The organism is Sphingobacterium sp. UME9, assembly GCF_014170215.1.
Lineage (GTDB): Bacteria > Bacteroidota > Bacteroidia > Sphingobacteriales > Sphingobacteriaceae > Sphingobacterium > Sphingobacterium paramultivorum.
In genome coordinates, this window is record NZ_LZZP01000013.1 from 43,457 (window position 1) to 58,668 (window position 15,212).

Annotated in this window: 9 protein-coding genes; 2 read left to right on the plus strand and 7 right to left on the minus strand. The window is 41.4% G+C overall.

The window, feature by feature from the left end; all coding sequences use genetic code 11:
• Window positions 1-122 precede the first annotated feature (122 nt).
• Both A9970_RS19265 and A9970_RS19270 read left to right on the plus strand, forming a co-directional pair.
• Window positions 123-2,600: a phosphocholine-specific phospholipase C gene (locus A9970_RS19265; protein WP_182983382.1), complete on the plus strand. Its 2,478-nt coding sequence runs from the start codon at window positions 123-125 to the stop codon at window positions 2,598-2,600.
• 178 nt (window positions 2,601-2,778) lie between these two features.
• Window positions 2,779-3,633, plus strand: a complete 855-nt coding sequence (locus tag A9970_RS19270) for a PIG-L deacetylase family protein (RefSeq protein WP_182983383.1) — start codon at window positions 2,779-2,781, stop codon at window positions 3,631-3,633.
• Between the two features lie 87 nt (window positions 3,634-3,720).
• Here A9970_RS19270 and A9970_RS19275 read toward each other — a convergent pair whose 3' ends face one another.
• From A9970_RS19275 to A9970_RS19305, 7 genes are all read right to left on the minus strand, one after another.
• On the minus strand, window positions 3,721-5,064 hold the full coding sequence (locus A9970_RS19275) for a TlpA disulfide reductase family protein (RefSeq protein ID WP_182983384.1): 1,344 nt from the start codon (window positions 5,062-5,064) through the stop codon (window positions 3,721-3,723).
• A 12-nt stretch (window positions 5,065-5,076) separates the two neighbouring features.
• Window positions 5,077-6,306: a thioredoxin family protein gene (locus A9970_RS19280; protein WP_182983385.1), complete on the minus strand. Its 1,230-nt coding sequence runs from the start codon at window positions 6,304-6,306 to the stop codon at window positions 5,077-5,079.
• Between the two features lie 11 nt (window positions 6,307-6,317).
• On the minus strand, window positions 6,318-7,814 hold the full coding sequence (locus tag A9970_RS19285; RefSeq protein ID WP_182983386.1) for a retropepsin-like aspartic protease: 1,497 nt from the start codon (window positions 7,812-7,814) through the stop codon (window positions 6,318-6,320).
• A gap of 113 nt (window positions 7,815-7,927) precedes the next feature.
• Entirely contained in the window at window positions 7,928-9,445 is a 1,518-nt protein-coding gene (locus A9970_RS19290) for a PKD-like family lipoprotein (RefSeq protein WP_182983387.1), read from the minus strand.
• Window positions 9,446-9,469: 24 nt separating this feature from the next.
• Entirely contained in the window at window positions 9,470-10,279 is an 810-nt protein-coding gene (locus A9970_RS19295; protein ID WP_182983388.1) for a DUF4843 domain-containing protein, read from the minus strand.
• An 8-nt stretch (window positions 10,280-10,287) separates the two neighbouring features.
• Window positions 10,288-11,736 carry a RagB/SusD family nutrient uptake outer membrane protein gene (locus A9970_RS19300; protein WP_182983389.1) on the minus strand — a complete coding sequence of 483 codons (1,449 nt, stop codon included), beginning with the start codon at window positions 11,734-11,736 and terminating at the stop codon, window positions 10,288-10,290.
• 4 nt (window positions 11,737-11,740) lie between these two features.
• Window positions 11,741-15,199, minus strand: coding sequence for a SusC/RagA family TonB-linked outer membrane protein (locus A9970_RS19305; RefSeq protein ID WP_182983390.1), 3,459 nt, complete (start codon window positions 15,197-15,199; stop codon window positions 11,741-11,743).
• Between the last annotated feature and the right edge of the window lie 13 nt (window positions 15,200-15,212).

A 15,212-nucleotide genomic window follows, 5' to 3' on the forward strand; every position in this document is an offset into this window, starting at 1 on the left:
CCCGCAAATGAGATCAATCGTTTGCGGGGATTGTTTGTTAAAAACGTTACATAAAAAAAGGTAGCGAATGAATATATTCGCTGTAGACCATTGAATTTAGTAGAGAGACAACAAATTTATTTATGGATAGCAGAAGAGATTTTATCAAGAAGGCTTCATTGTTAGCTGGTGTTTTTGGCTTACAGAGTGCTATGCCAGATGCCATACAGCGCGCATTGGCGATAGAACCTATAACAGGAAGTACCTTTTTAGATGCCGAACATATTGTATTATTAATGCAAGAGAATCGTTCTTTTGATCATAGTTTTGGAACACTTCGTGGGGTTCGGGGATTCAATGATCCACGGGCGATTAAATTACCTAATGGTAACCCCGTATGGTTGCAGTCGTCGGCTGCAGGTAAGACCTATTCGCCGTTTCGACTGGATATCAAAAATTCAAATGCTGCCTGGACCGGAAATTTACCACATTCCTGGGAAAACCAGATGGCAGCCCGTAATCAGGGAAAACATGATAACTGGATCGAAGCGAAGCGTCCGGGGGGAAAGGTCCTGAAAGATATTCCTTTGACGATGGGTTATTATACACGTGAAGATATTCCTTTTTATTATGCATTGGCTGATGCTTTTACAATCTGTGACCAGCATTTCTGTTCATCTATTACAGGTACAACAACCAATAGGCATTTCTTTTGGACGGGAACCTGTGTGCCGCATAAAGGGGCGAAGCCATTGGTGCGGAATTCAGATATCTATTTTAATCGTTGGGCACATTGGAAGACTTTTCCTGAGCGCTTGGAAGAAGCAGGGATCTCCTGGAAAGTCTACCAAAATGAAGTCAGCATAGAAAGCGGCTTAGACGGTGAGGATCTGTTGGGTAATTTCACGGACAATAATTTGGAATGGTTTGCGCAATATCACATTGAATTTAAGAAAAGCCATCTTGATTTTATGCGTAAACGTATTGCAGAATTACCCGCGGAGATTCAAGAACTTGAAAAAGCATTAGCGAATAATAGCTCCGAGAGTGTCCAGAAAACACAGAATAAACTCAAGCAGAAGCAGGAGCAGCTGAATAGCTACCAAAAACATTTGGCACGTCTTACGGATCATGCTTTTCAGCAGCTTCCTAAAGAACAGCGTGCCTTGCATGAACGCGCTTTTCAAACGAACGAGGGTGATTCTTTCTATCGTGAGACAAGCGTGGTGACACATGAAGGTGAAAAGATTACTGTTCCTAAGGGAGATGTTTTACACCAATTTAGACATGATGTGAAATCTGGAAAGTTACCCGCAGTGTCTTGGCTTGTAGCACCACAGAGCTTCTCAGATCATCCGAGCGCCCCTATGTATGGAGCTTGGTATGTATCGGAGCTTTTGAATATTCTGACAGAGAATCCCGAAATCTGGAAGAAGACTATTTTTATTCTGAACTATGATGAGAATGATGGTTATTTTGACCATATTCCTCCTTTTGTAGCACCTAATCCTGCAGATAGCCATTCAGGAAAAACTTCGCCGGAATTAGATTATAGTGGTGAATATGTGAGTTTAGCACAGGAGCTTGCCGACGGTGAAGAAAAAGATAATGCAACGGAAGGCCCAGTGGGGCTCGGTTACCGCGTACCTTTGATTGTGGCGTCACCTTGGTCAAAAGGCGGTTGGGTCAATTCGGAGATTTGCGATATCACATCGACGATTCAGTTTATGGAACATTTCTTTGAGAAAAAGTTGGGCAAGCATGTGAAAGAGGAGAATATCAGCTCTTGGCGCCGGGCAATTACAGGTGATTTGACATCGATATTTCGGAAAGCTGAGGGAGCGAATGCTGTTGATTTGCCTTTCCTTGATCGGAATCAGCAGATTTATGCCATTGATCAGGCAAAATCGAAACCACTACCTAATAATTTTCATGTTTGGTCGAAAGAGGATGCCGCAGGATTGCGGTCTAAAGGTCGTTCCACTTTACTGGCAAGACAGGAGAAAGGTCAGAAAAACTCCAGCGCGTTGGCGTACGAGCTTTATGTCAAAGACTCTTTTGCTAAGGAACACAATCAGATTCATCTGACACTAGAAGTTGGCAATAAGGTATTTGGCAGTAAATCGCTAAATAGCCCATTTAATGTCTATAGTGGACCGAGTTATAAGGACGGTGTGAAATTTTGGCCATTTGCAGTTGTCGCTGGGCAGGAACTAAGCTTTGACTGGAACTTGGCGGACTTTAAAGATCACCATTACGATTTGACGGTGTACGGACCTAATGGTTTTATGCGCGGATTTAAAGGACAGGAGGAACCCTTATCTGTTGGAGCGACCTATGAAATCGGGAAGAAAGGTCTTTTGACGGGTAATCTTGTACTGGAGGTCCATAACAAAGGGAAAAAATCATTTCAAGTACATGTAGAAGATAATGCTTACAGCACCTGGAAGAAATCTATTGTACTTGCGGCAGGGAAATCTACGAAGTGGATTGTGGAATCTCATAAAACCCATGGTTGGTATGATGTGACGCTGCACGTGGAGGGAACCAAATTTGTACGCCAGTTTGCGGGGCGTGTGGAAACGGGTAATCATTCGAAAACTGACCCTCAGTTGGGATAATAAGCAAACAATTCATCGATAAGTGGTATCTGTTGGCGGTACTTCTTTAACTATGCGATCCTAGTTCTACAGTGGGCTAGGATCTTTTTTTGTGCCTGTATAGGAAGTCAATCATTTGTTTGTTATGATGAATTTAGTTAAATTCATCATACACTTTGACTTACCAGAAATTTTAACCATGATTAGACTTTTTTTATTCGCTGCATTGTTCTTATTGCAGACTACACTAAGTGTGGCTCAAAAGAGCCTAAAGATAATGATCATCTTTGCGCATCCTGATGAAGGCGAGAAATATACGGGCGGTATTGCTGCTTTGTATACAAAAATGGGGCATCAAGTAAAATTTATGTCGCTAACAAACGGAGATGCGGGTCATTATGCGATGAATCCAGTTGAATTAACTAAGATGCGCTATCAGGAGGCTATGGAGTCTAAACGAATATTGGCATTAGATGCTTATGAAGTACTGGATTATCATGATAAATATCTGAAAAATACAAAAGAGGCACAGGAGAAGGTTATCAAGAGTATTCAAGACTGGCAGGCCGATGTTGTATTTACATATTACCCTGCGGAAGGAGGGCATATAGATAATATGACCGCCGGTTATATTGTTCGTGATGCAGCACCGAACCTACAGATGAAGAAAAAGCCTGTCTTTGTATATGTTCGTGACTATCACACCATCAAATTTTCATATATACCTGATTTTGCTGTTGCCATTGATACTGTTTGGCAGGTCAAACTAGCCGCTTTAGGGGCTCATCGATCTCAGCTTGCGGATGTTATTCCCCATAGTATGGGGATTTTGGATGAAGTTAGGGCAGATCCTGAGAAACAGAAGAAAATAATCTATGACAATGCATATCCATTCAGTAGTGTTACCGACATTAATCGACCAGCGCTGCTCAAGTGGTATGGAAAGGATAGTGCCGGGATAAAGTATATTGAATCCTATGAAATTGCTGAATTTGGACGTCAACTCGAGGAGAAGGAGATGCCTCTATTTTTTCCAATGCTGTCTCAGAGATGAGGATTATTGCTACTTGAAAGATGCTTTGTTTTAAGAAAGGCCATCCTTGGATGGCCTTTCTTAAGGTAAATGTATGGCTGGATTTTCCTATTTTTTACTCCATTCTTCGAGTAGTGCCTTCAATTTAGGGTCGCTTGGTCTCGGACTATCGGCTGAGATCAGGTTGCCAGATTTGTCGATGAGGATATAACGAGGTATCCCGTTTATTTTATAGCCAGTCGACAGATCATTACTTGGGCCAGCATGTAACTGAATTCCTTTTAAGCTTTTCTCTTTTACGTAGGCTTCCCATTTTGGTTTATCCTGATCGACAGAAATCCCGACGAACGCTACTGGTTTATCTTTGAACTCTTCATTCAGTCTTTCCCAATGCGGTTCCTCAGCACGGCAAGGACCACACCATGTTGCCCACATATCTACCAATACAACTTTACCTTTTAGATCAGCCAGACTCGTTTTCTTGCCTTCAATATTTGGATAGCTGAATTGTAGTGCAGGTACGCCTGTTTTAGTTTCCACCAATTTTGTGGCGACAGCTTTGGCACGTGCGATTTGTTCAGGCAATGTAAAATACTGCTTGTATTTGTCGTTCATCTCTTGAAAATCGCTGTATGAGCGTACATTCTCTAAACGTTGCAAAACATATTGTCCTTTCAGGACATCAGGACCTATAGTTGCTATTTGTTGGTCCAATGAAGGTCTGCTGGCCATATTTACCTTGCGGTATACGAGATTTGCCATAAAACGATCTCCGTACGGGAATTTTAACAATTCTGTCGTTAGGTATTTATCGGCATTGAACTCAGAATAGAAGTCACTCATTTCCTCTTTGCTCGGATGCGCTGTGCGTGGCATGTATAAATAAGATATTGCATAGTAAGCAAAATCATAGTCTACCAGTTCCGTGAAAAACTTGTTGAAATTGGCATTCTTTGTTTTTACGTTTTTCTTGATGGCATCTAATTTTCCCTTGAATTCTTCTACCTCCGGGAAGAAATCTACATAAGTGCTCATCCCCCCTGGAGTTGTACCTTTATCATGTAATGTTTTGGACTGTTTGTCCCATGCATATAAGGCTTCGTTCTCAGGACTGTTTTTCCCGATGAGTTCGTAACCTTCTTTCGTTAGATTGATGTTGAGGTCCTCGTTGCTCTTAAAGTAAAACCTAAACATACCTTGTTGTACTTGAGGATTGCCGTTTCCCAGGGAATATAAGCCTTCATATTCAGGCGTAAAACGAAAAGCAAATCTACCTATTGAATCTGGTGTTGAGGTCGCAATTTCGACAAGGCGGCCATTGAGCACTTTATATAGGCCAACTTTTTGAATTTTAGCAGGATCGGTTGTTCCAGTAATATTGCTGGGCTGTTGGGCCAGCGCAACCAATGAAGTTGCGATAGCGGTAAATAATAAAATGGTTTTTTTGATCATTATATATTGCATTTAACTTAAACTGAATGGTATTGTTTTTTGAATGTTCTTCGCGTCATATAGACGAATATTCTTTTTGTCTATCGCTTTTTTGAGTTCTAGTACGTCCTCTTTCTTAAGGGCCAAGCCAGGAGCACTGAAATCAACCTTTAAAAGGTCCTGGGCTATTTTCGACGCTTTTGTGTATTCACCGAGGTAGCTATATAGAAGCGTCAAACGATAACTATCTATGACATCGAAATCTTTATTATGCTGCTCCGTCATATATTCGGACAGAATGGACTTTAATACTTCCGGCTTTTGTGCCTGGTCTATGATGACCTGCCCCAGGGCATTACTTCTCAAATCCCAAGTAGGGTATAGGTCATATTGCTCAATAAGCTTGAAATAGATTGCGGCATTTTTTGAGCCGGTGTAATAACTGGTCGCAAATATGGGAAGATATACATCCCACAATTTGTTGTTGAAAGTCGGACGAATATAATTTAGCATATTTTGAAAACTATCCAATTGTTGTTCCTTTCCAAACTCTTTGCTTTTTATCCTTGCAATCGTTGAGAGCTTGTTCCGCATGAGATTTCCGCCATACATGTTTAGAATGGTAGGAAGATTGTCATAGGTCCAATTGTTATATTCAGGGAAACTGGTCACCGAATTCGCTACGATGGCAACTTCATTATAAAGGTCAGACTGCTGTTCCAAATAGCCTTTTAGTTCGGCAAAATCGTGTTTTTGGGCGGTTTTGATAAATCGCTCACTATAAGCTGGCGGGTAGGTGTTGTCTAAAAGCGAATTAAAAGCAAGAAGTTGACCTGATGTATTCAATTGTACAGCTTTTTGTAATAAGGGAACAAAATTGTTCGTCGCAAAGAAACCAGATTCCATCAATAGGGTTTTTCCATCGCCGTTCACAATAACATAGGTCGGAAAACCAGGTGCTCCATATTTGCGGGCCAGTTTTTTTCCGTCCATTTCTTTCAATACATCTGTTTTGAACAAGATATAATTGGATTGTAATTCATGCACAACTGCCGGGTCTGGAAAAGTTTGTTTATCCATTTCGGCGCAGGGCATGCAACCTGCAAAATAGAGGTCTATCAAAATGAGTTTGTTTTCTTTTTTTGCTTGTGTTAGACATTCTTCATAACTTCCCTTGAATGCTTGGCCTTCTTGAGCCGAAACCAGTGTAGGGCAACTCAAAATAAGGCAAGTAAAAAGGGTAAATATCGATTTTAAGTTCATTTCTATCTCTTTTAAATAGTGACTGCTGTGGTATCAGCTAATGTGATGACAATATTGTTTTCTTTGGATTTTGCTGCTATTTCCTCCAGCAGTGAAGGTTTCTTCTGTAATTGTTGAATACTGTATTCGGCAATGTTCCGAATGGTTTGTCCCACTTGTAGGCCACCGACACTGGTTGCTCCGCCGGCGACAGTACCCAGTACTTTCAACTGACCTTGATTATCCCAGCCGAACCGGTAGTTTTTAAGGGTAAAATCTTGGGGTAGGGCATGGAGTTTATTTGGTACAAAATACACCTCATTGTCGGCGAGATTGATGGTCATATTATATCGGCTCAACAACCGTGTGCCGATGGAGCCATCCACTCCGGGTTGCCATTGCTCGTTTGTGGTGCTTCCGCCCATTAAGGTAACGGGTAGATTTTTGATGGCTGCGAGGGGAAAAATGGCAAACTGATAGCTTTTTCCCAAAAATGTAGGTGACGATATGCCCATGCTTGTCGTTGCGGCTTGTGATTCGGGTTTAAATCCGCTGACCAATAGTCTATTTTGTCGAACAAAGGGTCTAAAACAAATCAAATCATAGGCTGCTCCTGTGTCAAAGACGAACTGACCGGGGTAGCTTTTACCCTGTATAATATCCAATTGTCCAGGCAGTAGCATGACCCCCGAAGGCATAGTAATCGTTGCCAACGTGCCTTTGCCTTGGTAGTGGAAGTCCCCAAATTCATAGAGCGACATGACATTCTTGTCGTAATCAATATGTGTGATGTATTTTTGGATCAAAGTATTACCGATGATACCATCTCCATCTCGGCTCATTGTTGGAAAGATCGCAATGCCTTGTCCTCCGATTTTTAAGGTATCTAGTGTGATGCTGTTATTGTCAGAGACTTTGATCGTGGTGTTGCCTCCTACGACCGATGCATTATTCTCACGTGTAATTTTGAGGCCAATTTCATCAGCTAGCTGTTGTCCGACAGCCATCCCATCTGCACCCGTGTCAAATAGCAGGCGTAGCGGACGATCGTAGTTGTTGATCTTTACTTGCAGATAGATCGATCCATTCTTGTTTTCAAAGGGAATAGTCGCTTTTAACTGCGGCTTTTTTTGTCTTTGTAATCCATATAACTGATCAAAAAGAGAAAAATATAATAATTTGCCCCCCGGATTGAATAGTGCTTGCGCATTTGTTTGCTGCTGATCGGTATTCGTGATGCTGTATTGGATCATCTTTCCTTTTGCAACTTTTTGTTCGGCGATAGCGTGTGCATCCGATATTTGGTACTTTTGTGCAATCTGATTGAGACGGAATTTGGCCCCATTTCCTGTATGTCCGGCAATGGAAAAATTAGGGGCAAGGTCATGCGACACGTGGGCCGTATCTTTCTCTTTGAACACTTTGAGCAGGTTGGTTGAAAAATTCTGGTCGGACTGGGCAAAAGCAGAAATTCCACTTAGGCTAAAAAGGCCCAGTAGGACCTGTAATTTTATATGTTGACTCCACATAGTTGAAATTATTCTCAGCGTGTTTTTTTTTTGTAAAACAATTAAAAGTAATCCAGTCAAGGGGATTACAGATCCACTTGACTGGATTGAATAACATGATCGAGCGACTATACTTATTCGCGGTAAGAGACAGAAACGATCTTTCCAAAGCCAGTGTATGATTCGGCAAGTACCGGGGCACCCGATAAGCTGATGTTATACAATTCCATCTTTCCTGACGTATTGGGCTGTGCTTCATCATAGCTGCAGACCATTAGCTTTTTGGATAGCGCGGTATATCTTCCCTCTGATCCGGCACTCGATACTTTTTGATATTTCATCAGGGATAGTTTTCTATTGCCTAAGTCCAATAATAGCTTATTTACTTTGTTAAAAGGGTCGTATTGGAAAATCTTGTTGTTGTTGGAATACATGATGTAACCATAGGTCGGATCAACATCATAGAATTGCGCTTGGTCAATTCCATATCCAGAATCAACGGCATCATCTCCGAGAAGAACGAGCTCGGTGTTATTGTTTGTAAACCGAATAAGGTTGATTTTCTTTGTGATCGGATCTTTTAGTAGTGCATAGATCTGACTGTTGGCAATTGGTGCCTGTGCAAGATAGATTAAGTCCTTTTTCAGATCATCGGGTTGGAAAAGTTCCGGATTGGATGATGAGGGGATAATCATAGAACGATCGGAATTCTTGTGAATCAATAACCTTCTTTTCTGAATGTCAAATGCCACCAAGAAATTATTAGACTGTCTTGTAGAAGCAAAATACGGTGAGATGGCTATGGTACCACCCGTGCTGAGGCGGTTGAGCGTTGCTCCGTACATGTTTGCTTGAGTTATATATTCATAACCCAATATGCCTTCGCTATCCAACATATAGGTACGCGAACTATAGGAATCAAATACTAGAGCACGATAGTCTGTCGGAGTTGGGCGCATTACTTCTTCCTTGAGGTTGCGGTAATTGTCCCATGTATAGAGCTGATTGTTGATACTATAAGTCGTTTTGTCTGTCGATACATAAATTCTGGCGGAGCTCTTCGAATTGATGAAATCAGAGTTCCGTAGGTAGTAAATAAGAGTTGGTTTGCCAACAATTTTTAGATTACTGGTTTTTGAGATAATATCGAAGTAATTGATGAAGGTTTTGGACTTGGCATTATAAGCCAACATGTCCAGCCGTGCCTCATTGTTAATATCATTTAAGACCAACCAGCCATCAGATATTTCAACGGTTACCTTCAAGGCAACTTTCTTTTCCCATACATAGCCGGTTTGTTTGTTTTTTACCCTATAGTACAAGCCATAATTTGAAATACTGGGATTCAATGTAAGGACGATATCCAAGTTCTGTTGATTGCCCAGTTTTTTTATTTTATCGGCATTGGCGGCAGTCGTTGACGAATCAAGTGTAAACCACTCATAGGTATAGTCATTTGCTTGAAAATTCGTTCCATCGTCGGTGGTCAGAACCGGATCTATTTTTAATTGCTGTCCGAAATATGCGATATAGCTAGGCTCAATACCAGCTATGTTCACATGGTTTTGTTCTGTATAATTATAATTCCCCAAATCCTTTGCGCAGGATCCCAACAAAAGGATGGAAAGGATCAAGAATCCAAAATGTCTCATAGTGATTTTCATTTTTTTGTTAGATTATTGTGCATATTGCCCCATTTTCATCAGACTGCCATCTTCTTCTAGAATTGGCGTGCCTTCGGATTCCATTTGGTTGAGGTAGGACTGTAAACTTTTGCCCCATGCAAGCGTAGATGTAGCAGGAGGTAGGTATTTTTCTGTTGTTATCACATTGATATCCAAATCGAAACGGCCGATCATCAGCTGAAACTTCTTTGTGCTAAAAGTACCAAGGTAGCCTATGAATGTTGAAGAGTACGGGTTTTTTGCGGGATTCCAAAACCAGGGTGGGCCAGCAATGTCATCCACGGAGAGATGGAGTCTTGTGAAATTCTTCAGCTTTGCATTAATCCCGGATCCTATGATCTGATCAGTAATTGCCGTATTGAAGTTCTCGTTGGCCTCTAGCTTTAAATCCAGGAATAAAGGAGTCGTTTTCATTACATCGGTACGGATCAGCTTAAGGATCAGCGTATCCCGGACCTGATTGGCTTTTATTACGAAATCTTTGTTTAATAATTCGTAGTCAACCCCCGGTTTAAGTGTGCTTTTATTCGAAATGTTCAATTTATATGGACGATCTACGTTTTGAGGGCCACCCGTAGCCAGTACCGATATAAAAGCAAGGCTATCCCTGATGTAAGCAGATACATACCCAAAGGAAAAGTTGCTGGAATCTGTGGGGGTATAAATATTATCGGCCTTGTTGTCGAAGCCCTCAAATAGAATGGAATTCTGAGCTGCATAATAGCCGAGTTCTTCTTGCTTGCAAGAATATACTGTTGCTAAGAGGAACAGTATTGCGGTGGTGTATTTAAATATTCTCATCTTTTGGATTATCTTGGTTGGGTTTCGGACAATGGAATTGGAAAAGTATATTGATCCAATGCGATTGTTTTTTGACCTTTGGCTGTAGCCGAGAGGATAGAAGGAGTATTGGTACGTTTGTAATAATACCACAATTGGCCTTCGCCGTAGAATTCTTTCCGGTATTCTTTCATGATACTATTTGACAGGTCAGCGCTTGAGCTTAAAACGGCACAATTCCTATGTTGGCGTAGTTCGTTTAAATATACAAGTCCTTGGTCTGCATTTTCTTCACATTCTGCCGCAATAAGATAGATTTCACTGATCCGCATGCCCGGGACGGTATAGCGGCAGTTGTATTGGTTTTTGTTATTTGCTGTAAGGTCTTTATATTTGATAAATACCGCATAGGATTTACCAGCTGTCTGATCCCACATATTGCCATTGCGGTAATCGTTGTCCCAGTTTTCAAAAATTTCCTTTAAGAAATTTGGAGTTGGCCCAGCACTGAGGATAGCTTTGTCCTCCAGTGCTCCATTGAACTGGCTGTCAAAGATATTGTACAATTTTTGGTTTTCAAACGCAAATAATAATTCGGTTGAAAACACCCGATTAGCGGTACTTTTATTTGAGATCCCTGCGGAGGTAATCCAAGGGAATTTGGTTTGATTGGCAATCACCTCTTTAGCGGCAGCCAATGCTTTAACTTTGTTGCCTTGGTACAAGTGTACCCTTGCTTGCATACCCTTTACTGCAAAATAGTTCATGTGGTAGTTGCGAAATTGAAGGTAAGGTTTGTCTCCGATTTCGTATACACCAAAGGTTTGGTCCACAACATTCATATTCATTACGGGGTCCTGTACCTTCAAAATGTCTTCCGCAATTTTTAAGTCATCTAAGATTTTGCTCACGACGAATGAACTGGTTGCATAGGGAGCCGGTTCATATCCCGTCTTATCGTAATAAGGGATATATGTTGCCTCCGGATCTTTGGTATAGTTGGGGGCAAACATCCGGAGCAGATCAAAATACAGGTAGGCCCGTAGGGCATGGCCTTCTGCATTCATCAAGGCTCTTGACTGGTCGTCAAGTACTGCACCGTATTGATCCACATTTTCCAAGAAACGGTTGACATTGGTAACATTTACATACATATCCGTCCAGATCTGGTCAATCAGCACTTTAACCTTATCATCGCCATAATTATAGGCAATTAGCTGTTGCAATGTCTGATCGTGCTCTCCAGTAATATAGTAGAGTTGGGACAAGAGATCCAAGTTGCGAAGATTGAGGGTGTTGCCATAAAGGTTGTTGCTACCCAATCTCAGGTATAAGCCATTGAGTGCATCTTTAAACCCTTGTGGGGTCTGAAATACCTCTTCTTCAATAAATTTGTCCTCGGGTTTCACATTTAGCCATTTATTACAGCCAGACAATGAAATTGTAATCGCTAGTAGGGGTATAATTAATTTTTTCATTTTCTTATTTAAACGTTGCGTAAATGCTCATAGAGACATTGCGTGTGAATGGATAGTCGATTCCTCTTTCTCGCTTAACGGTAGAGGTATAGAATATATCGTTGAAAAACGTGTTGATGCGCAAGTTGGATAGCTTGACTTGATCCAACCACTTTTTGTTTTTAAACTCGTAGCCAATACTGATTGATTCACCGCTAAAGGTATTCTCATTTTGGACAAAACGCGAAGAAATCGGTGTTGTATTGGTGATACTGATGGCTTTGAATTGGGTAACATCCCCCGGTTTTTGCCAGCGTTCATACAAGGCGCGCTTGTCTTGATTGTTCTCTACATTTTTTACGGATATATTTTCTACTTTATTGAACAGGGCCGTATTCAGGTTATCCTTATTCCAGATATATCTTACCAATAGATTGGCGGTAAATCCTTTGTAGGATAAACTACCCCGCAATACCCCTTCGGCTAGAGGTTGCGCGGTGCCCACTCTGATGACATCATCCGGATTGTAGTTGTAGGTTTGTTCGCCATCTTTGGTCAAAAAGAGTTCTCGTCCCGTCGAGGGATCAATACCCAGGGAACGAACTGCCCATATATCATTTGGACTATAACCATCACGATATCTTGTCAAAGAATTGCTCTTCCGCATCTCATTATTCAGTGAGGTTAATTTGTCGTTGAAGTTGCCATAACGGGACTTCATCAAAGAACCAGTTATTCCGAATGTCAGGACAAACTGTTCTGCCGGCCGGTATATCGGCGAATAATTGATAATGGTTTCCAATCCTTTTGTGTCAAGCGTTCCTGCGTTAAATGGATAGGCGGACAGGCCTGTAGATGAAGGGAGTGTAACAGCAACAACTAACGGATCTGTGTATTTGTCGTAAGCATTGACCTGTACGGTCACCTTGTTATTAAACAATGTAGCATCTAAACCTAAGCTTGTCTGTCTGGTCCGTTGCCATTTTAGGTCTGGCGAACCCAATGCTGATAGATAGATCCCTTCTCCAAAGCGGTTGATATCGGTAATGTAATTAAAGACCGATTGGCTAACATTACCAAAATTCTGATTTCCCGTGACACCGACGTTTCCGCGTAGTCGCAGGATGTTTATCCACTTCGCTTCTTTGAGGAATTCTTCCTTGTTCAGGTTCCAGCCCAATCCAAAGGAGTAATACGAGGAGTAAAGGTTGTTGGATCCAAAACTTGTCGAACCGTCCAGGTTATAGTTGACATCTACATTGTACTTTTGCGCATAGGAATAATTAACCGAGGCCAATATGGAATTTCTACGACTTACGGTCTTGTAGGAAGAAGGTTTGGAACCCGTTTCAAATCCATAAGAGAAGGTCGGGTTACCATTACTTGTTGAAGGAAATCCGACAGCAGTATAACCGGTGGATTCATTTACCGATTCGCTGATTTCCCCCCTCAAGTTGGCGGTCACCGCATGCACCGTTTTAAATACTTTGGCATAGGTCAACATCAGGTTACCCGTATAGCTGAAGAAATTGGTTTCTGAATGCGCTAGACTGCCACGCTTTGCATATTCTACACCAACGAATTTACTGTTCAATGGTGACAAAAAATCATTACTATTGGTATTGCCTTTGCTGATCTGCCCACCTGCGGTCAACCGCAATGCCGATGTAAAATCATAATTCAACTGCAGGTTATCGCTGATAATATAATTTTTAGTGCGGTCAAAACTTTTTAAGTTGGCATTATACAACGGATTGATATTGGTAATGTTGTTATTTGTTGTATTGGTATTATTAGGAGTATTATACGAGAGGTACATCACATCTGCCGCCAAAGGCTCAAAATAGGGATTCATATTTACCCAGGTTGAAAAACTTCCATAAGGAGATTCGTCGGCAGTATATCCAGAAATATAGGCCCGATTGGCAACATTGAGCTTACCTGTACGATAGTTTAGGTTAATATTAGCCCCCCAATCTTCTCGTCCAGATTTTTTCATAGCCCCTTTGGTGTTCTTATAATTGAGGCCAATATCAAATACAACAGCCCCCTCTCCACCACGAGCACTCAAGGAGTGGCGCTGTGAGAAACCCGTCTGTACCGGTTTGTCCAACCAATAGGTATCTACCCCCCTTAATACATCATTTAATCTTGTATTGTATAATTCATCCAATTGCAACTGTGTAGCGACGATACTATTTTGATATCTTCCGGAAAGACGTTCGAATTCCAGCTTTTCGGCAGCATTCATCATGTTATAGCTTGAAAGATCAGGTGCCTGGATCTGTAAGTCGGTACCGTAAGATAATTTTACCTTCCCGGCTTTGGGCTTGATCGTCTCGATGACAACAACACCGTTGGATGCCCGGGAACCATAAATCGCAGTGGATGAGGCATCTTTCAGAATGGTTGCCGATTGGATAATGTTCATATCCAAATCCATGATGGTACGCAACGAGGTTTCGAAACCATCCAAAATAAATAATGGTTGGTTTGGATCGCTGGTGAATTCGTTTTGTAAGCTGGAAGTCGAAATACTTGTTTGCCCACGTAACTCAATTTTGGGCAACATATTCGGGTTCGATCCTAAGGCATTGTTTTCTATCTGGATAAAAGATGGGTCTAAAGCGCGTAGGGAAGCAACCACATTTTGGTTGTTAACCATTTTTAGTTCTTCACCGGTAAAAGATGCAGTCGCACCAGTAAAGCTTTCTTTTTTTCGTTGTGTGATCCCTGTTACGACAACTTCATCAACTTTATTTTCTGATCTTTTCAGCTTTATTGTAATGGTAGGCATTGATTTTTTAGCCACAAATTCTTGCGATTCAAATCCAAGTACTGAGACAATGACAATCTCTCCTTCGGAATTCATCGGTAGGTTGAAAGTTCCGTTGGCCTGAGTCTGAATAGCTTTTTTACTGTCACTTTTCAGTCTAAGCGTTGCCCCAGGGATGGGCTTCGCTTCTTCGTCTAGGACCTTGCCGCTAATGTATTGTTGTTGAATGGACCTTATATTTACCGTTAAATTGTTTTTCGGAGCAGGCTTGATGACTACAGTCTTGTTTACGATCTCATAGTCCAAACCATTTGGTTTTAGAATGGCGTCTAAAGCTTGCTGAAGGGTGCTATTTTCGAGTCTAATACCCGTATCCTTAATTTTTTCGAGAATGACGTCTTTATAGAAAAAACTATAGCCAGACTGTTTTTCAAGTTGCTGGAAAACTTGCTTGATGGACAACTGATTTGAATTGATAGAGATGCGTTGCGCATTTGTTGTGCCATGGAGCTGCATCAAACTGATCGTCAAAAGCGCTGAAACAAGGTGAAAACGCAATTTGTTTTTTCGGTTAAACACGGCGGGTAAATTGTTGTCATTACTGCTCTTCACAAAAGCCCGAGGCCAGGTGATAGCGTCTGAGTTTGCTGAAATTTGGACATGGTTATCCCATGGAACCGAAGGTTTGGCCTTCCTGTAGTTTTGCATTAGGTTAATGTTT